This is a genomic window from Sphingobium sp. B11D3A, assembly GCF_025961695.1.
In the GTDB taxonomy this organism is placed as follows: domain Bacteria; phylum Pseudomonadota; class Alphaproteobacteria; order Sphingomonadales; family Sphingomonadaceae; genus Sphingobium.
In genome coordinates, this window is sequence record NZ_JAOQOE010000001.1 from 1,686,803 (window position 1) to 1,712,181 (window position 25,379).

The 25,379-nt window shown below is 57.0% G+C and carries 21 protein-coding genes; 7 read left to right on the forward strand and 14 right to left on the reverse strand.

Features of this window, described 5'->3' with window-relative positions; all coding sequences use genetic code 11:
- The first annotated feature begins 187 nt into the window (after positions 1-187).
- The 4 genes from M2332_RS08025 to M2332_RS08040 all read left to right on the forward strand — a co-directional run bounded on the left by M2332_RS08025 (position 188) and on the right by M2332_RS08040 (position 5,452).
- Positions 188-1,090, forward strand: coding sequence for a 3-keto-5-aminohexanoate cleavage protein (locus tag M2332_RS08025; RefSeq protein WP_264573645.1), 903 nt, complete (start codon positions 188-190; stop codon positions 1,088-1,090).
- Between the two features lie 85 nt (positions 1,091-1,175).
- Positions 1,176-3,413: a TonB-dependent receptor gene (locus M2332_RS08030; RefSeq protein ID WP_264573646.1), complete on the forward strand. Its 2,238-nt coding sequence runs from the start codon at positions 1,176-1,178 to the stop codon at positions 3,411-3,413.
- 68 nt (positions 3,414-3,481) lie between these two features.
- Complete coding sequence (locus M2332_RS08035) at positions 3,482-4,651, forward strand: MFS transporter (RefSeq protein WP_264573647.1); 1,170 nt, start codon at positions 3,482-3,484, stop codon at positions 4,649-4,651.
- Positions 4,652-4,675: 24 nt separating this feature from the next.
- Positions 4,676-5,452, forward strand: coding sequence for a helix-turn-helix transcriptional regulator (locus M2332_RS08040; protein ID WP_264573648.1), 777 nt, complete (start codon positions 4,676-4,678; stop codon positions 5,450-5,452).
- A 136-nt stretch (positions 5,453-5,588) separates the two neighbouring features.
- Here M2332_RS08040 and M2332_RS08045 read toward each other — a convergent pair whose 3' ends face one another.
- The 3 genes from M2332_RS08045 to M2332_RS08055 form a co-directional block, all read right to left on the reverse strand.
- Positions 5,589-5,756 carry a hypothetical protein gene (locus tag M2332_RS08045; protein WP_264573649.1) on the reverse strand — a complete coding sequence of 56 codons (168 nt, stop codon included), beginning with the start codon at positions 5,754-5,756 and terminating at the stop codon, positions 5,589-5,591.
- Positions 5,757-6,071: 315 nt separating this feature from the next.
- On the reverse strand, positions 6,072-7,124 hold the full coding sequence (locus tag M2332_RS08050) for an FkbM family methyltransferase (protein ID WP_264573650.1): 1,053 nt from the start codon (positions 7,122-7,124) through the stop codon (positions 6,072-6,074).
- Positions 7,125-7,402: 278 nt separating this feature from the next.
- Positions 7,403-7,594, reverse strand: a complete 192-nt coding sequence (locus tag M2332_RS08055; protein ID WP_264573651.1) for a hypothetical protein — start codon at positions 7,592-7,594, stop codon at positions 7,403-7,405.
- A 92-nt stretch (positions 7,595-7,686) separates the two neighbouring features.
- Between M2332_RS08055 and M2332_RS08060 the strand changes: the two genes are divergently transcribed.
- A protein-coding gene (locus tag M2332_RS08060; RefSeq protein WP_264573652.1) for an IS5 family transposase occupies positions 7,687-8,453 on the forward strand; the annotation gives its coding sequence in 2 pieces (ribosomal slippage) (positions 7,687-7,999 and positions 7,999-8,453; 768 coding nt in all).
- Positions 8,454-8,580: 127 nt separating this feature from the next.
- On the opposite strand, the gene M2332_RS08065 is transcribed toward M2332_RS08060, so the two are convergent.
- The 8 genes from M2332_RS08065 to M2332_RS08100 all read right to left on the reverse strand — a co-directional run bounded on the left by M2332_RS08065 (position 8,581) and on the right by M2332_RS08100 (position 20,110).
- Positions 8,581-10,890, reverse strand: a complete 2,310-nt coding sequence (locus M2332_RS08065) for a glycosyltransferase family 4 protein (RefSeq protein ID WP_264573653.1) — start codon at positions 10,888-10,890, stop codon at positions 8,581-8,583.
- A gap of 20 nt (positions 10,891-10,910) precedes the next feature.
- Positions 10,911-11,876 (reverse strand): NAD-dependent epimerase/dehydratase family protein, encoded by a 966-nt coding sequence (locus M2332_RS08070; RefSeq protein WP_264573654.1) that lies wholly within the window; start codon positions 11,874-11,876, stop codon positions 10,911-10,913.
- A 4-nt stretch (positions 11,877-11,880) separates the two neighbouring features.
- Positions 11,881-13,260: a nucleotide sugar dehydrogenase gene (locus tag M2332_RS08075; RefSeq protein WP_264573655.1), complete on the reverse strand. Its 1,380-nt coding sequence runs from the start codon at positions 13,258-13,260 to the stop codon at positions 11,881-11,883.
- An 11-nt stretch (positions 13,261-13,271) separates the two neighbouring features.
- Positions 13,272-15,719, reverse strand: a complete 2,448-nt coding sequence (locus M2332_RS08080; RefSeq protein WP_264573656.1) for an FkbM family methyltransferase — start codon at positions 15,717-15,719, stop codon at positions 13,272-13,274.
- A 24-nt stretch (positions 15,720-15,743) separates the two neighbouring features.
- Positions 15,744-16,994 carry a glycosyltransferase family 4 protein gene (locus M2332_RS08085; protein ID WP_264573657.1) on the reverse strand — a complete coding sequence of 417 codons (1,251 nt, stop codon included), beginning with the start codon at positions 16,992-16,994 and terminating at the stop codon, positions 15,744-15,746.
- A gap of 466 nt (positions 16,995-17,460) precedes the next feature.
- On the reverse strand, positions 17,461-18,123 hold the full coding sequence (locus M2332_RS08090) for an ABC transporter ATP-binding protein (RefSeq protein ID WP_264573658.1): 663 nt from the start codon (positions 18,121-18,123) through the stop codon (positions 17,461-17,463).
- Positions 18,120-18,914 (reverse strand): ABC transporter permease, encoded by a 795-nt coding sequence (locus M2332_RS08095; RefSeq protein ID WP_264573659.1) that lies wholly within the window; start codon positions 18,912-18,914, stop codon positions 18,120-18,122. The genes M2332_RS08090 and M2332_RS08095 overlap by 4 nt, the downstream gene beginning before the upstream one ends.
- Positions 18,915-18,919: 5 nt before the next feature.
- A complete protein-coding gene (locus tag M2332_RS08100; RefSeq protein ID WP_319801483.1) occupies positions 18,920-20,110 on the reverse strand; it encodes a hypothetical protein in 1,191 nt (396 codons plus the stop codon).
- A 342-nt stretch (positions 20,111-20,452) separates the two neighbouring features.
- Between M2332_RS08100 and M2332_RS08105 the strand changes: the two genes are divergently transcribed.
- The gene (locus tag M2332_RS08105) at positions 20,453-21,508 is read left to right on the forward strand and encodes a polysaccharide biosynthesis/export family protein (protein WP_319801484.1); all 1,056 of its coding nucleotides are present in this window, start codon (positions 20,453-20,455) and stop codon (positions 21,506-21,508) included.
- 1,026 nt (positions 21,509-22,534) lie between these two features.
- Here M2332_RS08105 and M2332_RS08110 read toward each other — a convergent pair.
- The 3 genes from M2332_RS08110 to M2332_RS08120 all read right to left on the reverse strand — a co-directional run bounded on the left by M2332_RS08110 (position 22,535) and on the right by M2332_RS08120 (position 24,147).
- Entirely contained in the window at positions 22,535-22,888 is a 354-nt protein-coding gene (locus M2332_RS08110; protein WP_264573660.1) for a DUF3768 domain-containing protein, read from the reverse strand.
- A gap of 37 nt (positions 22,889-22,925) precedes the next feature.
- Positions 22,926-23,543 (reverse strand): hypothetical protein, encoded by a 618-nt coding sequence (locus tag M2332_RS08115; protein WP_264573661.1) that lies wholly within the window; start codon positions 23,541-23,543, stop codon positions 22,926-22,928.
- 256 nt (positions 23,544-23,799) lie between these two features.
- The gene (locus M2332_RS08120; protein ID WP_264573662.1) at positions 23,800-24,147 is read right to left on the reverse strand and encodes a hypothetical protein; all 348 of its coding nucleotides are present in this window, start codon (positions 24,145-24,147) and stop codon (positions 23,800-23,802) included.
- Between the two features lie 345 nt (positions 24,148-24,492).
- Between M2332_RS08120 and M2332_RS08125 the strand changes: the two genes are divergently transcribed.
- On the forward strand, positions 24,493-25,356 hold the full coding sequence (locus tag M2332_RS08125; RefSeq protein WP_264573663.1) for a hypothetical protein: 864 nt from the start codon (positions 24,493-24,495) through the stop codon (positions 25,354-25,356).
- Positions 25,357-25,379: the final 23 nt, after the last annotated feature.

The window sequence follows — 25,379 nt, forward strand, 5'->3', positions numbered from 1 at the left end:
AGCCAACCGGAAATCGCGAGCGCAGGGAGATCAGGGCGGGACACTGCGGTAGCGAACTGGTCACCAGCTTGCTGCGAAACGTGCTGCTTGGACCTGGCTCATTGCCCCGATGCTGTCCTTCATCCGAAGGACAGACGGCGCGGCGGCGCTTCCATATTGCTCCAGACATCATCTGGAGAAGAGCGGAATGCTGGCTGACAACAAGGTCATAATTACAGTCGCGATCAACGGCGGAATGCAGCAGGACCGCGATGGAGCGGTGGTGCCCAAGCAGCCGGTCGAGATCGGCGAAGCGGCCGCGCGTTGCTATGAGGCGGGCGCGGCGATGGTCCATTTCCACGCACGCGGCCCCGATGGCATGAACAGCGGTGATCCCGCGATCTATGCCGAGGCAATCCGCGAAATTCGCGCCCGCTCGCCGATCCTTGTGCAGACCACCAACGGCATTGGCGTTCGCCGGGACAAAATGACCGGGCAATTGCACTGGCCATCGGACAAGGAGCGGCTCGGTATCCTCGCCATCGAGCCGTCGCAGGACTTGTTCGGCATCGCCGCCGGCTCGGCGGATTTCTACAATCCGGGCGGCAATTATCCGGGCGAAACGCCCTATGTGAATTCGCCCGAACTGCTCAAGAGCACGATCAAGGCGGTCTATGAACGCGGCTCGGCACTTGAATATGAGGTGGTGGAAGCCAGCGCCCTCCATCGCCTGCTGCGCTATGCCAATGAGGGCATTTTCGATCGCGATCGTGAAAATATGTGGCTGCTCCACGGCGGCGGCTTCGGGGCAACACCGGCGATCGCTCGCAATGTGATCTTCTCGATCGATGAGGGCCTGCGACTTTTCCCCAAAGCCATCGTCGGCGTCACCGCCACCGGGCAGGACATGTTCCGCTTCGTCACGCTGGGCATCGCCATGGGGTGCGATCTCGTGCGCGTCGGCCTGGAAGACAGCCTGTACATGCCGGACGGCTCCATAGCGCGGGACAATACCGACATGGTGCGCGCCGCGACGCAGATCGCGGCGCTCTATGGCGCAAAGCCCGCGACGGTCGAGGAAGCCCGGGCAAGGTTCGGCCTCAAATCATGAGGCCGCCTGTCCTTCGGATGAAGGACATATTTCGGCCCGCAGAGCCGCTACGTCACAAGAATAAACAGAAACAAAGGGAGATTGTATGTCGAGCCGGCTAATCGCGCTGTTATCGGGCACAGCCCTGAGCATCATGCCCGCACTCGCGCACGCGCAAACCGGCACTGCCGATCGGGCGGTTGTGTCGTCCGCGCGGCAGGACGCTGCGGCAGGGCTTGAGGATATCGTCGTCACGGCGCAGCGGCGGGAAGAGAATCTGCAGCGCGCGGCCGTCTCCGTCACCGTCCTTTCCGGCGAAAATCTGACGACGCGAGGCGTGACCACCGCAGCGGCGCTGACCCAGGTGGCTCCTGCGCTGCAGGTCACGGCAGGAACCGGACCCTATACCGTCCTGACGGTCCGGGGCGTCAGCAACTTTGGCGGCAACGCCTTCTCCGACCCGGCCATCGCCGTCAATTTCTCAGGCGTATATCTTGCCAGCCCCACGGCGGTGCAGGGCCTGTTCTATGATCTTGAGCGCGTCGAGGTGCTCAAAGGCCCGCAGGGTACATTATATGGCCGCAACGCGACGGGCGGCGCCATCAACATCCTGCCGCAGCACGCCCGCATCGGTGAGCGTGGCGCGCAACTCAATTTTGAAGTCGGCAATTATGCGCGGGTTGCCGCGTCCGGCGCTGTCAACCTCCCGGTCGGCGAGACCAGCGCCTTCCGCGCCGCATTCCAAATCCTGCAACGCGATGGCTTCTTCTCGGACGGGCTCGACGATGAGCGCGGTCAGGCCGTCCGACTCTCCTATCGGCTCCAGCCGAGCAGCGCCGTCACCATCGACATCGTCGGAGATTATACCCATCAGGGCGGCCGCGGCGGCGGATCGACCGTGCGCAAGCGCTGCGGACCGGACATCTGCTATTTCGGCGACCCACGCACCAGCCTATCCCAGCAGGATGCGGCATTTGCCCCACTCGCGCGGCAGACCGACAATTCGTTCATCGACAGCGACTATTATGGGCTGCTCGCCAATGTGAATGTCGAGACCGATGCCGGCACGCTGACGCTGATCCCCGCTTATCGGACATCCAGGCTGAGCTACAACAGCGCGCAGACCGGCTTCCAGATCATCGAGCAGCAGCAGCCCGAGCAGATCTCCATGGAAGCGCGGTTCGCCTCGCCATCGGGCAATCGCTTTGGCTGGCTGATCGGGGCCTATTATCTCGACACGCATGTCACCGCCCGCTCGAACACGGAAAGCGCGGCCGCCCTCACCTACAGCGATCAGATCATCGACACATCGGGCAAGACCGCCGCCGGCTTCGGCCAATTGACCTTTGCGATCGTGCCCGCATTCCGCGTGACCGGGGGACTGCGCTACACCTGGGAGCGCAAGACCAGCGACAGCGAGCGGTACACCATTCGCAATGCCCCCGGGCCCGACCCGGTCATTCCGCTCGTCCCGGTCGGCGCGCCGGCATTTGTCGTCGACCGATCGCTGACGTTTGAAGCCGTCACATGGCGTGCCGGCCTCGAGTTTGACGCGGGACCGCGCTCGCTGGTCTACGCCAATGTCGGCACCGGTTTCAAAGCGGGCGGCTTCTTCCTCGGCCCGCCGGGCGCCAACAGCTTCGAGCCGGAAAAGGTTACCGCCTATACCATCGGCACGAAGAACCGCTTCCTCGACAACCGCCTGCAATTCAATGTGGAGGCATTCCTGCTGGACTATAAGGACCAGCAGCTTGGCTATGTGAAGCTCATTCCCCCGGCCGTGGTTCTGGTGACGGAGAATATCGGCCAGGTTCGCACCAAGGGCGTAGAAGCCGAAGCAGAACTGCTGGTCACCCCGACCACCCGGATCGGGCTGCAGGCCCAGTGGCTGGATGCGCGGGTGAAAAAGCTCGTCTATAATTCGGTTTCGACCCCCGGCCCGACCTCACAATGCCGCACCGCCGGCACCACGGTCGATTGCAGCGGACTTCGCGCGCTCAAGTCGCCGGAGTGGGTGGTCGCCGCCTCGCTGGAACAAAGCTTTACGCTCGGATCGGGCGACCACATCATCGCGAACATCTTCAGCCGCTATGAGGGGCCGCGCGAGCTGGATCTGGCCTACACGCCGGAAACGCGCGTTGGCGGATCGACCCGGACGGATGCAGTTCTGACCTATGCGTTCGAGGGCAAGGGGATGAGCATCAGCGCATTCGTCAACAACATCGAGGATGACGTCGTCGTCAACAATGTGGCGCCAAACCCGGCCTATTCGACCATTGGTGTGGTCGCGACGTCGCTGCGCCCGCCGCGGACCTATGGCGTGCGACTGTCGGGAACCTTCTGATTTCACCCGCATCACTCCCACCGCCAGGCGCGAAAGCCTCGACGCTTCTGATTGTGTCGATCTGTGCGATGGTCTATTTTCTGGACGGGCTGGTCCACACGATCATGGGCCCGCTCGCTCCCGAATTCGCGCCGATGCTTGGCCTTGGTGATGCTGATCTCGGCCCGATCTTCTCGGCCAACCTGATCGGCCAGTGCATCGGCCTGATTGCGTTTCCTCCGCTGGCCGCGAGGTTTGGCGACCGGTGGACGGTGGGGCTGACCCTCGCCGGCTTTGGCGCCGCTCAAGCCTTGACGGGTCTCGCGAACAGCGCCGAGCAATTGTTCTGGATGCGGCTGATAACCGGCGTCCTGTTGGGTGGCTGTCTGCCGAGTTGCCTTGCAATTGTCACCGCAGCCGCCCCCGTTCAACGCCGCGGCCTGGCGATCACCTTCCTGTTCACCGGCTACGGCCTCGGCGCCACCATTGCGGGCATCGTCGCCATCGCCTTTACCGGACTAGGCGGCTGGCGCGTGGCGATGGGCGCGGTGGGACTGCTCTGCCTCGCGACATCCGTCATCACCATCCTGGTTCTGCGGGACGCCGAGGATGTGGCACCGCAAAGCCACGCACCCCAACCCAGGGCCAACCCCTTGAACCTTCTGGCGCCCAACTATCGGCTGGGCACGCTGATGCTGTGGCTCGTCTTTATTGCCATGCTGACCATCAGCTACTGCCTCAGCTCGTGGCTGCCGGTTCTGCTCGTCCGGCTCGGCTATGCGCCGGCCTTCGCAGCCATGGCGCTCTCCATCTTTTCCTTCGGCGGCATCGCTGCGGCGCTATGCATGGGGCTTTTGATCGACCGTTACGGCGCCTGTCGCGTTCTCGTCTCGTCCCTGCTCATCGCCGCAGCGTTCTTCTTCGTGGCCGGCCAGATTGTGGGCGCGTCCTCGGCCTTGGTCCTTCAACTCGTTCTGGCAGCCTGCGGCTTCTTTGCCCTCGGCGCTTATGGCGGCGTAAATGTCATCCTCGCCAGCTTCTACCCACCGCACCTGCGATCGACTGGCATCGGATGGGCCAAGAGCGTCGGCCGCATCGGGACGGTCGCGGCGCCGGTGCTGATTGGCGCGCAGCTTGAGGCGGGCATTGCGGAGACCACCATTCTGGCCTCCTTTGCGGTGCCGGCTATCGCGGCAGCGATTGCGTTGACGGCCATGAAGGTGTTCAAGAGGCGTGGAGTCGCGACTGAGGGGCTATAATCCCAGAGGCGGCAGGAGAGCTGAATGTCCTACATCCGCAAGATCGAGGAATGGCGCGCCCCCGTCTCCATGGGTGCCATCTATGAACGCTTGCTGGAAACCGCCGGGACCGACCAGTTCGGCACTGCCGTCCATGATTCGGTCATGACCGTCACCGGTGGCGCGCGCAGAATTTACCTGTTCGAGGCGACGGGCAGAGAAACCAGCGACCTGCAATATTTCTTCGGCGAACCACGCGTGAAAGCAATGCTGCCGGCCTATAGCCAGCATTATCACAATATCGACCCGGTTTGCGACGCCTATAGCGCAGCGCCGTGCGTGAGCGACCTCGCCATCCAGCGCATCCGGCCGCCGGACATCAGCTCCGATGAGTTCCGCAGGCGCTTCTTCGATCAGGCCGGTATCGTTGAGCGCGTATCGATCATCCAGCGCGGACCACAGGCCTGGCGCGTCATCAATGTCGCGCGCCATCGCTCCACCGGCCTCTTTACGGACGGCGAGTTGGATGCACTGGTCGGCCTCGCCCGCCTAGCGCTGCCGATGCTGCCCCTCAATCGACGGCGCACCCTTTCCTGCTTCTCCTCCGTCCAGCACATCGAAAGCCGACTGCGGCACCTCTTCCCCAATCTAACCCGGCGCGAGCGACAAGTCTGCGCCCGGGCGACCGCCGGCATGTCGGTCGAGGCAACGGCGCTGGATCTGGGTATCGCGAAAACGAGCGTCATGACCTACCGCAAGCGTGCCTACCAGCGACTGGGGATCAGCAGCGTGCCGGAATTGTGTGCGCTGGCAGCGCACTGATCTGGTGAGGAAAGGCGCTGCGAAAGGCTGGCGGAGAATTACGCGGACGTCTTTTTATCGCGCGCTGAATCTTGAAACGAGGGCTACAACACCGAAGCAATCCGCTCCGACCTTGCCCGACGGAATATCGAGGCCGTCATTTCCAGCCGATCAAACCGCCACGTGAAGATCGCGCATAACCGAGCGCATGTTCGGTCACCTTAAGGGCCATCGCGCCATCGCGATGGGATTCGAACGACTGGCCAAAAGGTTCTGCGGTATGGTCCGTATCGCGATCACCGGATACTGGCTCAAATTTGTCCACGCCCGCCTAGTGCGCCCACCAATTCTCCCCGAACAGTCAATGGTTTAAAGAAAAGCCCGAAAAGGGGCGCGCACATTTTTTATTTGCTCCGTATGTATTCCGCGCATTAATCGGTTTTAGGCACCGCCATTTAAAGCCCGAAAACATTATTTGCGCCGCAAGTGACTCGCCACTCTCGTGCATGGCCGAAGTGCTGCCCCTTTACGATCGAAGCACGGGCGGAAGGTCTTGCGATCGTCGATAGGACCATCAAACAAACGTCGGCAACACTGTGATGTCCAAAACTGATCTACAGCTTCCGCAACTGCGCCACGTTTACTCAAGCGGCAGAAGTTGTGGATTGCGCCAGCCTTGAAGGCCATCAGCGTATGGAGTTCCTCCGCCATGAAGAGGTAATGGCAATGTGCAGGGCTCTTCGATCTCGAGAATCCATCCTCGATTGCGCAAGGTCATAATGAGGTCGCCCTCGATATCGCGGCCATGTGTGCCGACGACAATGTAGGCGACTTTGTCTCCGAGAAAATCAAGAGACTCGCGAACTAGCGCCGCTTCGCCGCCCTGAATATCGACATGCAGTAGATCAACCCGGTCAAGGCCAGCTGCAATGGTCTCGAGAGTCTTAGCCTCAAGGACATCAAAGGCGTCAGGCTCAACCGATGCGAACGTCCTCGCCTCCGTCTCGGTAGGAAAATAGCGCGGCTCCTGCCCATATGAGTTGGCCGAATCTTCGGAGCGTGGAAAGATCGCGAAGCCATTTTTTCCCCAAGCGACGGAGCGATCTATCCGCACTTCATTCTCCGTTAATCCATTAATCGCGCCATGCGACTTGATCCATGAGACATGGCTTTCGTCGCCCTCGACGCCGAGCGCTAAGACCGTCCGTCCCAATCTCTTAGCCGCATACGCAGTGTTGACCATCCAGCAGCCCCATCCAGCACCAAGCTCAATGACCGTGAAGCTGTCCCGCGACAAGTCGACAGCTCGCAGAGCCGCTGCCCACTCGACTGCGCTGGCATGGAAATTTCCGGGCACAGGCATGTCATCTTCAACGCGCTCAGTCGTCCAACCGCAATAGCGAATGTCGGTATCCACACCCATGAAATTAGTGATGTAGCCCGGTCGGAACGAGCGATCCTTTTTTGAGTGTCTGGCCAATATCTCCCCGCCGCCGATTAAGTCATGATTCGTGAAGCTGTATGTTTGACGTGCAATATACTCGGGGCTGGATAGAAGATCTCTCGCAATTCTCTCCACGCTACCTTTCGAGGCATGCTCAACAATGACTTCTTCGCTTTCCGGGGAGCGGCCCAATATCGATCGATACAGATCGACCACGATTGCCTTGTTAACGATTACGTCAGACTGCATAAATTTATTCCCATTAAATTTCAGTCCCTACGCTTTTCAGGGGTATGGGTAGGCCACAACGATCGACAATGCAGCAGTCGCTGTCGAAAATGTCAATCCGCCAAATTTGTCCACCCCGCTTAGTTCTCCCAACAACGTCAAGTTTTATGGCCTTCCGTGCCCAGTCTAACATTACAAAGAAAATCCCAAAATTAACAGCGAAGTTACTATGTACATTATCTAATAAAATTTCATTCATGATTAGCGCTAGGCCGTGAACTCATAAATTTGCCTAGCGCTTAATTTGCGGCTGCGGGCAGGTCGACCTTTACTGCATGAGTTTGGATTGGGGTGAGCAGGAAGACCGCCGCACTTGCCAGGCCGACGATCCCCCAAGCGTACCGCCGGGCACTGAGGTCGATGACCGCCTTGGCTATGCAGTAAATGGCGGCCGCAAGAGCCGCAAAATTCCAGAGATAAAACGTCCACATGTGGTCAGGCTATCAAGCCTAACGATGGCGGGCAATGTTGCTAAGAGCGGTTCATGCTTCCATCTCAAGCCAGTTTCTGATTCACGCTCGGCATGAGCCGATATGATCTGACCGACTTCGAGTGGGGCGTGATCGAACCGCTGTTGCCCAACAAGCCGAGAGGTGTTCCGCGCGTCGATGACCGCCGCGTGCTGAACGGAATCTTCTGGGTGCTGCGGTCCGGTGCGCCATGGCGCGATCTGCCCGAGCGCTATGGGCCGCGCAAGACCTGCTACAACCGCTTTGTGCGATGGCGGAAGGCGGGCGTCTGGGACAGGATGATGGACGCGATCACCGCTGCCCATGAAGGCGACATCCAGATGATCGACAGCACCTCCGTTCGCGCCCATCAGCAGGCCGCGACGGCAAAAAGGGGGATCGAGATCATTGTCTCGGTCGCTCCCAAGGCGGACTCACGGCCAAAATCCACGCAGTCGTCGATGCGCAAGGGCTCCCGATCAGGCTCGGTCTGACCGCTGGACAGGCGCATGACGGGCAGGTCGCTGACACGCTGCTCAATCATCTTGGTCCGCATATGATCGTGCTGGCCGACAAGGCTTACGATGCCGACCGCATTCGCGCACTGATCGAAGAGCAAGGAGCCACGCCGAATATCCCGGCCAAATCCAACCGGAAATGGAAACCCTGCTTCAGCAAGAGGCTCTACCGCGAGCGCAACCTGATCGAACGGTTCTTCTCCAAGCTGAAGCACTTCCGCAGGGTGGCTACCCGCTATGACAAGCTCGCCGCTAACTTCCTCGCCATGGTCCAACTCGCCTCAATACGGATCTGGCTGCGTGTTAATGAGTCTACAGCCTAGTTGCCAAAGTGGGAGCTCAAGACCGCGCTCGGGGCCTTGAGCCTTATCCCATGGCACTACCGCGGTAGTGCGAAGATTTTCCGCATCGGCTTGTCCCTTCATCAAGCGGGTCGCCAATCGAACCCGATCACCCGGCTATAACGCTGTCGAAAAACGACCGAAGCTTAGGCACCAGCCTCGACCAGCGATAGTTGGTCTCATAAAAAGCGGAACCGTTGGCGCCGAGGCGATCGCCAAGATCCTTATCTTTTTCGAGAGTGTCCAAGCTCCAGGCAAATTCCCGATAGTTGCGGTAGACGAAGCCTCCGCCGGAACGCTCAACCTGTCCTGTTGTCGCCGCACATGCCCCTGTGACCATCACGGGCCGACCCAGGGACCAGGATTCTACCAAAACGAGCGAAAAACTCTCAAAATGAGATGGATTGATTAGGCACAGGGCGTGCTTGATGTAGGTTGCTTTCTCCTCTTCCGAAACAAACCCTGGCAGAATGATGTCGTCATCCGCCTCAATCTCCATTCCGTGCGGCCGTCCGATAATGACCAGCTTCACGCTTGAGCCAGATTGCTCTTTATATTTCCTGAATTGTTCCAGCAAATCAGGAATGCCCTTTGGCTTTTCTATGCGGCCAACATAGACTATATAAGGGTCAGCAAGTGGCGAGCATGTATTAGCGCTGCGGATTTCGTCAAGCACCGCTTCCTGCACGCCAGCGCCTAAGACAATCGAGTTCTTGCGATCGATCCCCAGGATCGCGCGGGCTGCAAGATCTTTTTCAGCCTGGGTCTGGTAGATGTTGGCATCATATTGCAACGCATTGGCGCCACAGCCCTGCATATATAGCCACATCTCGTCATGGAAAAAAGGAACATTTACGAGCGGAACACGGCCCCGGACTTTTGGGGCATATGTTGAAGTAGCAAACATATAGGTCCAGTTGACTATAAGGTCGAAATCTTCTGCGTAATGATCCAAATAATCACGCAGCTCGGGGACATGCGGACCATGATAAAATTGCCACTCTTCGTATGAGATCTCGCCCGCGAAAGCTTGCGCGCTCGCCGCATCCCATTGTTCCAGATTACGCCGATGATGCGGGGGAAATCTGAGAATCTCAAATTTCTCTATGTCCTTTTGGCTACCCACCGCGAGATCGCTGTCCCAATCCAAGGTCTTGGACGTCGTCGTCAGGACCGTGATGTCAAAGAACTCCGCAAGCCGCTCCGCGTACATGCGCGCAAATGCCTCTGCGCCACCCGCGACGTCGCGGCCGAAACGCTGTACGATGAACGCGATCTTACGCCGTGGCGACGGCGCAGCCATGGGAAGTGCCGCAGCCCCCTTCCGATCAGCAAGAACCAGATCCTCGGTCCATTCGAGGAAGCGCGCCTGGATCGCTGCGATGTCGAAGCGCTCGCGCACCGAGGCAGCGCCGGCTTCACCAAGACTGCGCGCGTAACCAGGTTCCACCCTGATCCGTCGCAAAACGCGAGCATAGTCGGCATAATTGAGCGACGTGAACCAGGGTTGTGTCGGTCCTAATGCTTCCGGGACTCCGCGCCGATAATGCGCCAGCACGGGCAATCCACAATATTCAGCTTCAATGACCGGAATGCAGAAACCCTCATGCTCGCTCATGCAGAGAAAGGCGTCGCAACCTTTGTAGAAAGCGACGATGTCAGCAAAAGGCAATTTGTCATAGAGAATAACGTTTTGTTCAAGCGCATGCGCGCTGATTTCCGCTCGGATCTCGTCGTCGTAGCGCTTCAAGTTTTGGTCCGAAGAGCCGACAAGGTGCAGGACGATCCGGTTATCGTACTCGCGGACATAGGCCGCGATCGTGCGAATGAGGTGGAGGTGCCCCTTGTTGTTTACACGGCGTCCTAGGAACAGGACGTGGAATCGTTCGTCCTGCCGAAGTCTGTCCAGCACAGATGATGTGGGGGTTACCCGATCGAAATCCTCCAGCTTATGGAAGTACGGGCAGTAGGTGATCCGATCCACCGGCGCACCAGCATGGACCAGGTCACGAGCATCGTAGAGGCTCGGCACGGAAAAATCGGTGCAGTAGCGCACGAGGTCCGGTGTGATGCGCCGCCCGCCTTCACAACTGCGCACCCAGTCATCGCTGTACCCTTCGAAGAATTCTGGCGGCGTTACGTTATGATAGCGCATGATCCGGATGCGCGATCGCGCTGACCTAAGCAGTGTCTCGTTTTCTTCACATCCTATCGAGTGATGGTGGATGAGCACCGTCGCCGGCTCTTCGAGGAGATCGCGGACGTAGCTTCTGTCCACGCGCCAGCTTTCAAACACCGGGCTGTAATGTTGCGCATGCACGATGACCTTGCAACCCGCGCTCAAGAGGGATCGAGCCATACCGTCGATGTCATGACCGACGCCGTCGCCATGCGCCCAGGCCGGCGTCGTGATGACCACGGTCCTTCCCCTGAGCGACATTATTGTGCGGCCTCACGGAACCATTTGATGGTGATGTCGAGGCCTGTGTCCAGATCGGTAAGTTCCAGATCCGGCAGGCATTCCTTGAGCCGAGTAAGATCTGGGCAGCGGCGCCGATGGTCGTGCGGTCGTTCCCGGAGGAACACTGGATTGAATTCGCGACCTAGCTTCGCGTGAATGCGCATAGCCAACTCGAGGATCGAAATCTCAATATCATTGCCTAAGTTGATGAAGCCGGTGACGCGCTTCTCGAGCAGATCGACGAGTATGCGTGCGCCATCCGTTACCAAGCAGAAGCTGCGTGTGTGAGAGCCGTCCCCAATCATCGTGAATTCGGGTTCGGTAAGGCCGCGTTTTACAAACTCTCCGATCACCTGGCCATATTTGGTGCCGACCATCCGGGGACCGTATTGGTTGAAAACGCGGACCGCGAGCGCTTCGATCCCCAGCTTTTGCGCACCAATACGGACGTAGAAGTCACCCATCGCCTTGCTTGAGGCGTAGGAGTCGCGATCTGCCTGAGCGTTGAGGAGAACCGGGTGCGTCTCGGGGGTCGGTATGATCATGGGATCGCCGTACACTTCCGAACTGGAGGTGTAGCAGAGATAGCCAACCTTCGTCCCCTCGACTGCCTCGATCATTGTCTGAGTGGTTGAGACGTTGACGTCGAGCACCATCCACGAAGCATCGTAGAAGTATTCGGTGCCGTTAATGGCGGCAAGGTGGAAGACCGCTTCCGTACCGTCTTCTTGCAACATCGTTCGGATACGATCAGCGGCGTCATCGTCCGTCAGATCAATTTGCTCAAAGCGGAAATTCGGATTCTGTCGTGCGACGATCAGATTTTCTTTCCGGCCCCGGAACAGATTGTCTACGCCCGTGACCGCGTAGCCACGGCGAAGGAGTTCCTCAGTCAGAAACGAACCCAGAAATCCTGCGGCACCGGTTACCATGACATGCTTCATGTGATTACACTCCTGCCGGTGCGAAACCGAGACCTTCGTAATGGATCCCCTCGATCGCCTGCGCGGGGCGCCAGACATTCCAGCCGTCAAACAGGACTAAGGGGCGGGGGGCATGTTGGAGAAGTACGGCGAGTGTCTCGGCGGACTGTGTGCGCAAAATCTCATGACGGTGCGCAATCAACACGGCGTCGACATCGGCGAACATTTCAGGCGCCAACCCACCTGTCCACTCGAAGCGATTATCCCCATATTTCTCAGGAATCCGCGTGTACTTATTCTTCTCGAGTAGCGGATCGAAACCCAGAATTCTGCTTATACCAGCATCGGCCAGACCATCGATCAGATCGAATGCGTGGGACATTCGAAAATCGTCAATATCTTCCTTGAAGGAAAGCCCCAAAACGGCAACCTTCGCGGATGAGCGATCTTTGCCCACGCGCGCAAGACCTTGCAAAACCCGTTCGACGGCAAAGCGCACAAGGGCATCGTTGGTCCGCCGCCCATAATACCAAAGGGACTGGAAATCGCGCCCGATTCCTGCCCCGTTAAAGCCATATTCAAAAATATACGGGTCTTTGCCTAAGCAATAGCCCGACACGAATCCCGGCTTTGGAACATTGTTGCGGTCATAATCTGCGTTGATCGCGTTGATCACTTCGTTGGCATCCACGCCGCGCTGAGACGACCACATGGCCAATTCGTTGGCAAAAGCAAACATGGTGTTGCGATAGCTATTGTCGGTCAGCTTGCAGAACTCTGCCGTTGTTGGAGACGACACGATAACCTGCTTTCCGCCGATTGGCTTGAACAGTTCCGAAACAAGTTCGACGCCACGATCCGAAAAACCGCTAAGGATCTTGGGAAGGTGTTCTTCCTCGGTGATCGCTTGTCCTTCGACAAGGCGCTCAGGCACGAACGACATATAACAGTCCTCGCCTTCGCGGACGTTGAGCTTTGTCTCCACAAACGCCTTAAGGCGTTCCGTACTGCCGAGGAACAGGGTCGTACGGAACACAAGCAGGATGCCCTTGCGCACATCCGGGTGAGTCAACAGTTCAGAAAGAATGTTTTCAACGGGCGATATGTCGCCGGTAGTCTCCTGTAGGCAACTTACTGCATCAGGAGCTTTCGTGCCCAAGGTGAACAGAACGGCGTCGATCTCGGACAGAACCGCCGTCCAGTCCTTGACGGGCTTGAAGCCGATGCCGTTGTGCTTCGCAAGCAATTCGCCCATGCCTGGCTCGTCGAACGGGAGCTCGCCAGCCACGAGGTTGTCAATAACTGCAGGGTCGGCATCGAAACCATAAACCTGATGCCCTGCCTCAGCAAAAACCAAACTCTGAGGGAGGCCGATCCTGCCCAGCCCGAAAAACAAAACCTTCATTGAGGGGCCTTTCAATCAAAATAAATCGCGCGGATTAGCAGACCTAAATCGCGCGTGTCGGAACTGACGCCTGCTGCTGCGGGGTTAAAAAAGCCCGAACACTTCAAGCGGATAACGACGTCCTCGCCAACCCAGTCGGTGACTGACAAACCTTCGACAGATCTCTCCTTCGTGAAGTCCAGCTTACCCACGACTACACTGTCCAAAAAGATCAGCACGGAACGATCTTCAAAGAAGCCGGCAGCCTCGATGTTCAGCCGCGAACCGGTGGCGCGCAAATAGATCGTGGCCTCTTCACGGACCCAGCGGACCATGTCGCCGCCGTGATCCTCCGGCTCGTAATCTCCCTCGAAATAATCGTTAAACTGCTGCCCCTCCCGGCTGTTCCGGAACTGACCAAAGCCAGCCCCTCGTCTCATGCGCTCGGCTAGGTCCCGATAATCTGCGTGTGTCAACTCCGCGCGATCTTCGCTCGCTCCGACTGGAGACCTAGCTCTCATGCGGAAGTCGCGAGGAACCCAACGCGGACGCGCCAGCCGGAGCGCAACATCATTGACAGGCTCGCTCGACGGATGGTGACTGCGCTGGCCCATGCTGGCCCGGAGATCACCTAATTGCCGCTGGACCTCCCCCTCAAGCCGGTCAATGGCTGTAGAGAGCCTGAAATCCAGCTGCAATAAGCGCTTGGCTGACCTATTTGAGGACAGCCCAGGCCAGCGTCGACGCGTCGACTTTTCGATCTCTTGTCGCAAGCGAACTGAAGGTTGTGAAACCGCCCTCGCTTCGGTTGATCGAGCCAAACTCTTAAGAACGCCAGCGCGCGCTTTGCCAATGCGGAGTTGCGCAAGATAATGCGCGCGCCCTCCTTCATCCGCGGCGCGCCCAAGAAGACGGCGATACGCAGCCTCGATGAAGGCTTCATCATCAAGTTCCAGCAAGTCCGCACAGGCAGCGCGCTTGCGATACTCCTTGCTATTCAGAATGCTGCGATGGATAGTATCCCGGCTGTCGCCCAACCCCATGCGGCTCAGATAATGCGACAGCCCTCCTTGGTCAGCATCTCGGTCAAGCAGAATGCGGTAGGACACCCTGATGAATTCCGCTGGCGGCAAAGAAAACAGCTCACCCAAAGTCTGGACCCGAATATCTGTATGTTTGCTCAAGCTGTCAGGCCCTCGTGCGGGTTGTGCATGCGGGTTATCCGGGATTTCTATTTGCCCTAGAAGAGGAGGCTTACTATGCTTTTCGGTGCCCGCCAGCAAGCCTGCTTTCCGGGGTTTCAGCAGCGTCCGCAGCGCTTGCCAGCGGCTGGATTGTGTGATCCGCAGTGACTGCTCCAAACACTTCAAATCTGTTGCGAGCTCACCAATCTGGCCGAATAGAAACCGGCGGTCCAGGTCCATTTGCGACCATGCCGAACGCCAGGTCTCCTCAGTTCTGCGTAAAACTTTATCGCAGCTGACGACATCGGCTTGGATGCCCTCGACCAAGGCTTTCAATTGTCCGCCTTGCGCAAGGAGCTGCGAAAATTCCGCACGCATGTCGTTCTGACACCCAGACAGACGTGCTTCCAGGGCTTCGTGCCCATGGGTTACTCGCGTCTCCAGTTCCGTCAGCTTTTCATTCACATGACCGGTGATGGACGCAGACAGGTTCGCATCGCGCTCATCGGACCCCGCCAGAGCCTGTGCGCGTTCCTCTTCCGCCCATCTCCGCTTGTCCTCAGCCTCCTGGAGCGCCTGACGGTTGTCATTGCGAAGTTCATAGGTGGCCCAGTGCTCCCCGAGAGAGAATTGATCGAAGTAATTTGGTGGATAACGAAAACGGTCTCGAAGATCTTCATGCCTTTCGTGCAAATAATACCGGTTGAGTCCATCGGCGTACACAAAGCGATAGCCTCGCGACGTTAAGAGGGTCTCCCATTCGTCGTGCGTTTCGATCTGCGAGTTCGGAAAGGTGGCTTCCACCAGCACGATCCAGGGTCGCACCGCGTTGTTACCCCAACTTGACAAGGCGGCTCGCTCATGCCCCTCTACATCTACTTTTAGCCAGTGCACCTCGCGATTTCCATTGGCCGCGAATAAGTCAGCCAAGGTGATTGAAGATACGACCCGTTCTTCCCACTCACGTTTTAACTGCGCTTTGTGCGTCTCCGCGATCTGGATCGACATCGTAGAGAGACCCGTATCGGGAAACACATAAATGACATGGTCTCCCGCTTCGTCGGAGATAACGGATTCTATCACGTCCTCGTCCGGGCGGTGTTGCCGCAACAATTCCGCATAAAAGGGCACTGGCTCGACGTGAACGCCCCGCCACCCCTGTTGGTAGAACCAGCAACTCACAGAATCGAGAACGGGGTGCTGCGCTCCGAGATCGACATAGAAGCCGTGCGGCACCTCCCTCAGCGCTCTCCAAAGAAGCACGTCCTCAAAATTCTGCGCATAGGATTTCATCATCAGGCGCTCCGCCCTCTCCACATTCTATTTTATTGCTTCAAGTAGTTGACGGGTAGAATCGCTCCAAGATGTCTCAGGTCGGATAATCTCGATGTCAGCAGCATGCACTCGCTCAATCCATTTCTTCACGGCCCGCGAGAGCGTGGCAGTATCAGCATCAGCGGGGAAGTAGTGGACGCCGTTTTCCTCGTGCGATCGAAACACGGGAAGATCCCGAGCGAGTACGGGCGTGCCATAGCCTAGCGCTTCAATCAAAGGTAATCCGAAGCCTTCGGCATAGGAAGCCACGATCGAGCCGTGGCTTTGCGCGTATATAGCCGCCAATTCACGATCGCTCACATCATCGAACCAAAACAGCTTCTTCCCGTTCAACGGATGACTTTTGATGAAATTACTCAGTTCATCCACCTGCCAACCCTTCCGTCCGACAAATACAAGCGCGTCGGGCAAACCTTCGGCCCACAGCCTATCGAAAGCAGAGAGAATGTCAGCGTGCCCTTTGCGCGGCTCAAGAGTTCCTACCATCAGGAAGTAGGGCGCCGAGAGGTTCGATCGGTGAAGCGCGGTGTCAGCAGCGTCTGGACTATCTGGTTGCTTAATCGAGTACCCCATCGACAAAACTTTCGTCGCGTAACCGCCAGTCAGTCCGTAATCTCGTCTCAGGACCTCGCACAGGTGCGCCTCGGTCTGGCCGGAATTGCACAAAAAGCCATCTCCCACGCCAGCAATGATTTCGAGCCAGGCCTTGTAGCGAACTATCGTATTAGCGCCGAACCAATCAGGCCTTTCCAACGGCAGCAGATCGTGCACCAAGAACCAAAATTTAACGCCGTTTCGTCTCAAAGCCGCTAATTGTCCTCTATGCCAGCGCACCGCATCCAGCGCATAATCCAGTCCAACGAAAACGTCGCCTGACCGTCCTTCTACTGCATCAGGCTGGGTGAGGCAGTCGTCCTTTGACCAAGCTATTCGATGAAAGGCCCGGCGCCTTGTCGCCGCGACGAACTGCAATTCCCAACCTTGGGCGCGGGCTTCGGCAATCAGTTCCAGCGCCAAAGACCGTACGACGCGCTGAATACCAGTCCCTGCATCGAACCTGCTGATCACCGAAACGTCTACAAACAGGCGTCGCGGCGGAATAGCTGGCATGTTTGGCGCTGATGCAGTGCGTGAGCGGCGGCGTGCTACTCGGGCCTGCCGCCGACTTGCCGTCAAGAGGGCCTGGTCGAGCCGATAGGGAAGCAAGTCCAGAAATGCGCGAAGTGAGACGGTCATGTTGAATGCGAAACGCCTGCTATTGTGCCGCTGTCGTCGCAATGGCCATCAGTGGGAAGCGAGCAACTGCTAAACATAAAAGAAAAGCTTCGCGACAAGTCATGATAGACCAACCGTATAACCTCTTCCTTCTTTGACAATACTAAAAGGCCGAACATATTTCAAAATCGCAGCCGCTTTCATCCTGCCCATGCCAACGGCGCTAGTCAAGCAGATGAACACTCACGTAAGTCGACATAAGCGGCAGCCTACCGTGCGCCCCTCTCCCATAAACTATAACTTAAATTACAGCTGCATAAACCTTGTTATGATACTCTACCTGCCGCCCTATTGCAGGCTAATCCGAAAGAAATTCTAGCCATCTAGCATGCTTGATGTCCATCGTTATCTGCGGGAGTGGCTGCGGCGAAAATAATCAGTTTAGATACTGCCAAACTTGAAGCTCTGGGCGCAATTAGCTTAGCTTTCAGCTATGCAGGTGAAGGTTTTGGCTGTGGGCTTCGTAAGCCTGTTCGAAGTCATTGTAGAAAATTAGCTTTCCTTCATTGAGGACAGCGAAGCGCTGGCAGTGCCTTCGTACATACTCGACATCATGTGAAATAATCAACATAGCACGATCGCCTCGTTTATGAAAAAGCTCAGCTTCGCAGCGTTCGTGAAAACGCGCATCGCCGACCGCTGTGATCTCGTCTATCAAATAGCACTCAAATTCGATGATCATTGATATTGCAAATGCGAGACGGGCTCTCATGCCTTGAGAATACGAACGGACCGGCTCTCGTAAATAAACACCGAGCTCGGTGAAGTCAGAAACAAACTGAAGATTATCGTGATAATTTTGGTTGTATATACGGCTTATGAATCGAATGTTATCCAGTCCCGTGAGGCTGCCTTGAAATGCGCCGCCAAAGGCAAGCGGCCAGGACACCGACATCGTCTGCGTGATCGTGCCTAAAGTAGGGCGTTCCGCAGCGCTCACAAGGCGAATTAGGGTTGATTTGCCCGCGCCGTTACGACCCAAAATGCCTAATTTCTCGCCGCGGTCGAGCGTGAAGGAAACGTCGTCTAATATGACGCGACATCCAGAACGGGTGGGGTAGGATTTGCTGACGCGGTCAACGACGATCATTCCGGTGTGACCTCACGATTAACGACTGCAACCTGTGCGAGAGCTAACAGCGAAATTACCAGACAGCACGCAACCAGGTAGGGAAGGTCGTAGTGAGCCCGGACTTGGTTCCCGAAATATCCTTCCCGCACCAGTTCGACACCATTCACCATGGGTACGTAGAGGATATAGTGCTGCGCTGCTTGCGGGAGCGCATCAACCATGAAGGCGGCGCCAGAAAGTGGAAAAGCGATATATGACACCGGGTGCCAAAGTCTTTCAACGATATCGCTCTTCTCTGCCAGCGCACCCAACAGCATGCCCAAGCCCGCTCCGAACCACGCAATCAACAGCCATCCTTGAATGACCGTAAGCACGTTGTCAGGCGGTTCCAGCCAGCCGATGTAAATGTAAAACAGGCTGAGTGTGACAAATGAAATCGTCGCGCCACCCGCCTCGAGCAAAAGGCGGGCTAAAAAGACATCGATCACTCGAACGTTGCGGTGATACATCAGGGCTAAGTTAGGCTCGATGGCTCCAATGCAGCGAGTGGGCATGTTGCGCCACAGGAGGACGCTCGAATATCCTGTCAATGCAAAAGCAACAATCGGTAACGACGAACCATGTACCGATTTCGCCAACGTCCACAGGATCGTAACGCCGGTGGTGAAAAGCATCGGCTCGGCAAACAGCCACAGAAACCCGATATTGTGGCGACCATATCTCGTCAGAATCTCGCGCATCAACAGCGCGTAGATCACGCGGCCTTGAACTGCCGCACTTCGCCGGAGGGGGGGGAGCAAGCTACTCATGTTTCTCAGTCCCGATGTTCCATCATGCCGGCTATAAGCATGCTAATGATTCCCCAGGCGGCGAGGCCGAGGAGTAGAGTAGAGAAGACTCCGCGCCACCTGCGCGGCTCAAGGGGGTCGTCCGCGAGATTGGGTTGTACAATGCGCTCCACATAAGCCTGCTTGCGGCGCGCTTCGTTTCTGGCCTCCTCCAGCGAGGCCATGGCGCTCGCCAATTGCTTGTCGGCAAACTGGCTTTCCAGCCAGAGGCGTTGATACCGAGCGGCGCGCGAGGAGAGCGACTTGCTGTTTCCTGTGACCACGCCAAGTTGCTCACTAATCTCCGAAGCGATTCCGGCCGCGCGTGTTTCGAGTACCGGAACCTGCGGGTTCTGAGGTGCGAACGCACGAAGTTCGCGAAGCTGTGTGCGGGTTGCGATCAGTTCGTCCTGAAGTTTTGAGACCATCTGGATTTGAACCGCCGCCTGCTTTTCTGGGTCGATGACTCCCGCTTCGTTGCGATAGGCGGAGAGTGCGAGTGCGGCGGCCTGTGATTTATCTTTTGCTTCCGCCACTTCCCGCTCGGCGAAACGAATTAGATCTTCACGTCCACGTTCGTTCAGCTTGTTGACGGTCGCTTCCGCCATCTCCAGCAGGCGCTCATTGAAGTGGTGGGCATCTTGTGGCGTGTACGCGCGAAGCGTCAGCGTGACGATGGACGAAGTGGAGTCCTGTTGGATCTCCACCTTTTTCTCATAGTATTTATAGAGATCCTCGAAAGTGCCGCCGGTCCCCATGGGATTGAAGCGATCAAAAATTGAGATCGAGGGCGCGCTATATGCACGCACAAAGTCATTTTCTCTATTTAGGGTCTGCAGTGCGTCGCGTGAAAGAACATAGTCGTGAGCAGCATAGATCTCGTCTCCAGCGTTGGCAAAGCCGGTGCTTTTGAGAAGCATTCCGAGGCCCGATGTCGCTGGCTTGTCCGGGCTGCGCACAACAAAGCGGGATTCGGAAATGTAAACATCCGATGCGAAAATCCCAAAGTATAAGATTGAAAGAAAAGTTGGAATAGCAACCGTCAAAAGAAAAAGCGGACGTGTTTTATTTAAAATCTTCATGAGTGGCTTTTTCGCTCTCTCAAGTTCAAATGAACCATCTTTGGCCTCCTGCCCGGCACCATTGTAGCCGTTCGTTGCAGGGTTGTTTGCATTCATGATGTGTAAACCTTGACACGATTGTGTTGGCCGATTGCCTAGAGTTAGGCTAAGGCCCTAGCCTTCCACGCTATGCGCGTCCAGTGTAGACAGATGCGGTCGGCCCCGCTTCAATAGCACATGGACGCAGGCTTCCTTGATCCGCGCTCCGGCTTGCTTCATAGGTCCGGCGTCTGCGGGTACTTGTGTTTCCATGTTGGTGCTGAATCCATGCTTAGAATATCGATTAGATCCGCTCACGTAACGGCGAGCGTGGGGCTGATGCTCTCACTTAGTGCCTGTGCGACTGTACCCTCCTCTGGTCCCTCGTCGCGTGGGGTCAACGCCGCCGATCAGTTGACAATGGCTGATACCCGGATCCGAATCATCGACGTGACCGATGCGGTGGCCCGCAATATCCTGGCAAGCAACCGGCAGGCGTTGTTTTCCGAAAGCCTTGGAGAAGGCCAAGCGATCGGTTCGGTAATCGGCAAGGGAGATTTGCTCGACATTGCGATATGGGAGGCTCCCCCAGCCGCACTGTTCGGTGCTGCAGGGGGCAACACGCAACTGACTTCCAGTTCGACCGCGCGGGGAACCTCTCTACCGGACCAGATGGTCGATAGCGATGGCCAGATTGTCGTACCATTCGCGGGCCGCATCAGAGCCGATGGCCGCACTCCCCAGGACATCGCCCGCGAGATCACGAGCCGCCTTGTTGGCAAGGCGCACCAGCCTCAGGTGATCGTGCGTCTCGTGCGCAATTCGGCAGCAAACGTCACGGTCGTTGGCGACGTTGCTGGCAGCGCTCGAATTCCACTCACCGCGCGTGGTGAGCGCGTGCTTGACGTGCTGGCAGCAGCCGGTGGGGTGAAGCAGCCGGTCAACAAGATGACCATTCAGATTACCCGCGGCGCGCAGGTTACATCGCTACCGCTCGAGACCGTTATCCGCGATCCGAGCCAGAACGTGCGGCTGCAGCCTGACGACGTCATGACGGTACTTTTCCAGCCATACAGCTTCACTGCACTTGGCGCGGTGGGTCGCAGCGAAGAACTGCCTTTTGAAGCGACCGGACTGACGCTGGCGCAGGCCATGGGCCGCGTAGCGGGGTTGCAGGATTCGCGCGCCGACGTGAAAGGTGTGTTTGTTTTCCGCCTTGAGAATCCCGCGGCGCTTTCGCCCGAGATTCGCATAACATCGCAGACGACTTCCGACGGAAAAGTTCCTGTGATTTACCGAATCAACATGAAGGACCCATCGACTTTTTTCATCGCGCAGAGTTTCCCGATCCAGAACAAGGACATCCTTTACGTGTCGAATGCGCCGCTCGCTGATATTCAGAAGGTGCTTGGCGCTGTTTTCTCGACAGTGCTGCCAGTAGCGACGACTGCGGCCATAATCTCGCAGAACAATTGAAACTTTATAATCTGCCGCCTTCCGATGTCGTAAAGCTTCGGTCCATTTTCCGTATCGATGGCGGATGCCCGCATTCGCCTCATGGCCGACGTGCAGTTCGAAGCCGGGCGCGTCCTGGCACCGTTGGCGGGGCGCCTCGCACCCACGTGGCCGGCTGGTCGTGGTGCAGTTCGCTGGCGACGATCCGGCCGTGGAGATTATACAAATTATCTGACTAGGCGAGCAGCCCTTACCGAACAGCCGCAGGGCTTGATCCGGCTCACGCAAGCGGCTCTATCCGGCCGTATGTCTTCCACACTCTATCCGATGACGCGGCGTCCATTCGCTTCGAGATACACGTGCTGGGCAGCTAAGGAGACCGCATCCCACGCTAATCGGTATGTCGGCGCTCTATTCCGCCTGGACTGCCGCCCTTATATGTCGCAGATCAAAAGCGAGCGCTTGGCCGGGCCAATGACGATACCTGTGTATCTGGCTGCGACGCACGAAATTCTCACCAAGTATTGCAGTCTCTAATTCTAGAATAAGTGTCTGGTTGAACAGGGTGCATTACGGCAAAATTGTTTACGACTTGGTAAGTATCGGTATGCCTTTCTTATCGCATCATTTTGCTGATCGCCGGCCCGCCTTCTGTCCGCCTTCTGGAGAGCAAGCGCTCCAGACTGTTACCAAAGCTGCAGAAAGATGGAAGGGGGAGAACAGATGGCCCCTGTCGATACTCCTTTGGATGCAAGTAGTAAATAAAGGCGTGTTGGCACGTAGTCGGAGCTGTCAACTGTCCAGCCTCCATGAGCAGCCCCATAGCTGCGGGCCAGTAATGGAAGTTCGCGGACCGGATCCATTTTAGCTTTACGGGTTTGGCCATTCCGTAGATTTCTAGCCCGTCTCGCCGACTGTTGTGCCATATCCTCCTTCGACTGCCTACGTTGTGATGTCTCTGGCGATGCCGGCGACTGCGAATCGATTATTGGATGCCAGCCAGATCGATCCTGCCACGCCAGCTTACGGAGCCTCGATCGCTCAACTTCATAAATCTTGTTCCGTCATCACTGTGAGGACCCGGCAGGTAACCGTCTCGTCTGAAGGGTCCGGCGAGCCGAACTCAAGGTTCACGTCATAGACGTCAATCTTCCAGAAGTAACGCGCACCGTCGTGACCGACTTGGCCGAAATCGTGCTCGCGCCAAGGATCATTTCCCCCATCAAAATCATCGAATTGGCGTATTCTGGCAAGAATTTGCAGCATCTGATCCTGTGGTAGGGCAGCAAACGCTCGCGTGAGCAATGTGCGTCCACCGAGGCCAGTAGTTCTCAACCGATCATTGAGTTCCCGAATCCGCTCGGCTTTCGAAGCGTGAGTCATCTCATCGCGACAATCCATGTTGTCGTTCCTTTGCTGCTTATGGTGAAAATGGGAGCTAGGCGGCTGGCGTGATGGCGAGCCGCATCATTCCGGGCGGCCACACAATCCGCGGGGCGTTGGCGAAGCCGCAGTTTTTGCGCCTGATCAGCTTCATTCCGATAGAATCGAAGAGGTTGAGTGCGGTCGGCGTGATTCCGGACACTACGGTGTAATGGTCGGGGTCTTCAGCAAGGTAGAGAAGGACGGGTTTACCGCTGACCAAGCTCACTTCGATCCATTCGAAGGCATCATCGATCGCCGACCACTTTCGATAGTCAGGTCGCTCGACAAGAAAGCGGTGCCTTGGGAGGCTTGCAGCGCGGGCGATAAGCTTCGTGACGGCTAGCCGCCGACGTAACGACAGGCCCCATGTTAGAGCTTCGACCGGGTCTTTTTTGGAAACGAAGGCCACCGCCTCATGAAACAGCGCCCCATAGTTCAGTCGCGACAGAGCAATACCAAGGGTGGCAGCGCTCAGTCGCACAGCATTGATCGCAGCGTAGATGCCGCAAAAACAATCGAGTTCGCCTTGCTGGAGCGGCTTCAGGCGGTTGGCCGCTGCTAGCTGAACGATGTTGGAAGATGTGGATGCTGACGGTGAATGGGGGACAATGGCTTTGCCCCCCGCGCTCACCGGATCAGCCTCAGGGCGTAGCGACCATCGACGTTCACGCTGTTCAGCGCTTGAAGTGGCAGCCCATCGAGTTTAGAAATTTTGAGGTGAAGGTCGGACAAATCAATTTCGCAAAATAAATTATGAACGACCAATATCAAAACAACACTCCAAATTTTGAATGTGAAAATTAGCTATAGCAAAAATCAGCAAGTACGTCAATTTGAAAAATTGACCAGTTTTTAAAAAAAATCAAACAGTATTTCAAATTCCGGATCTATAAACTAAATTTCTTTGATTGTGCGATCGGCACCGCGATCATTCGGCCATCTTTACTTTCGACAGCGCGATGCCCTTCGAGAACAACGACCAGCCGGCCGTCACGACCTATGACCGTGCGAGCATTTGGTGGCACGGCAACGAGCCGCTTGTCCTTACCATGGCGACCCGTCCATCCGATAGGTATGGCAACAATGCGTCCGTCCGGACCCACGACGCCATGTGCATTGGGCCCAATGATGACCGCACGGCCATCATGCCCACTCTCGAGGTGACTTGGTGCTTTGACTTTTGCGTAGCGTAGCGGCCGGTTCGCGCTGCGACGGCTGCGAGGTGTATCGGTCATAACAATTCCTTTTAGGTGATCGCGGCCTGGCGACGGCAAGCCGGCGAGCGCCGCGTGTAAAATTGCGTTCGATCCAAGAAATCGTGACATCGACGCAGATCGCGCACGTTGCTGAAGCGGCCACCCTTGATCTCGCTGTTGCATTCGGCATAGTTGAGCGGCCTTCGGTCAGTCCCGAAGGTGAGGCGTCAGAACCTCGAAACACGAACGCCGGTCGAAAGTTACTTTCGGCCGGGTGGCCGTCACGCATGTCCAAGGTCCGCCTAAAGGTGGCGGCGCCTTGTGTTCGTGCAGGGTTCTGAACACCCGGCTTTGCCCGGCGCCTCTTTTCAACAGGGAGGCGACATGACCGGACTTTTTCAGAACAGAGCATCGCAGCGGCCGGTGCGCGCATTAGCCCTCAGCATTGTGGCGGCGAGCATAGCGCCGCCAGCGCATGCGCAGCAGGTTAATCCAACATCGATGTGCGACCAGCGCGAAGTGATGGAATCCTTCCGCAACACTGTTGGGGAATGGTCACGCCGACAAGTGATTTTGGTCAACTGGATGGAACGGAGCCACGGCCGCCCCGCCACTTGGTCGGTGCTCAACGCAAAGTTTTTAACCCATATACCAGCAGCGTCGGCCTCCAACCAAAATCGACACCATCAAGCATCGATTTGTCAGGCAGATTTTCGATACTCCACAGTCCCAGCGGCGACAGGTCCCGAGTTAGACGATCAATTTAGGATTAATAGCATTGTCTACAGGGCGACCCCGGCAGAACGAGGCGGCAGCCCAACCGTTGAAATCCTGAGTTTGCCTCAATCAATCAATACGCCCACGGATGCTGTCGCGATGGGAGAACGCATTACTCTTTCCAACATCTCTTTGTCTCGAATTTTCGAGAAAATGCGCGAAGACAGAGCTCAATCTAATCGACAGGCGCCATCCACCGCGCCGGCTAAGCCAGCCACCACTCATCCACAGGGCCGCCCTGGTAACGTCGTGAGCGCGATGACCGAGACATTTGGCCAATATAACAGAGAACTGGAAGCTGAAATGCGCAGGCAAGGCGCTGGCGATATCGTGGATGCCGAACGTTCAAGGCGGGCCGCACTGACGCCAAAAGACCGAGCGGCTGAAGATGCTTGGAACCTTGGTCCTCGCAAAGGCGAAACCATGTGCCGAGAAGAGCATGGCGTCACGCGCTGCAAAACCGGTCGCTAACGGATCGCAAGGGGGAGGCTAAA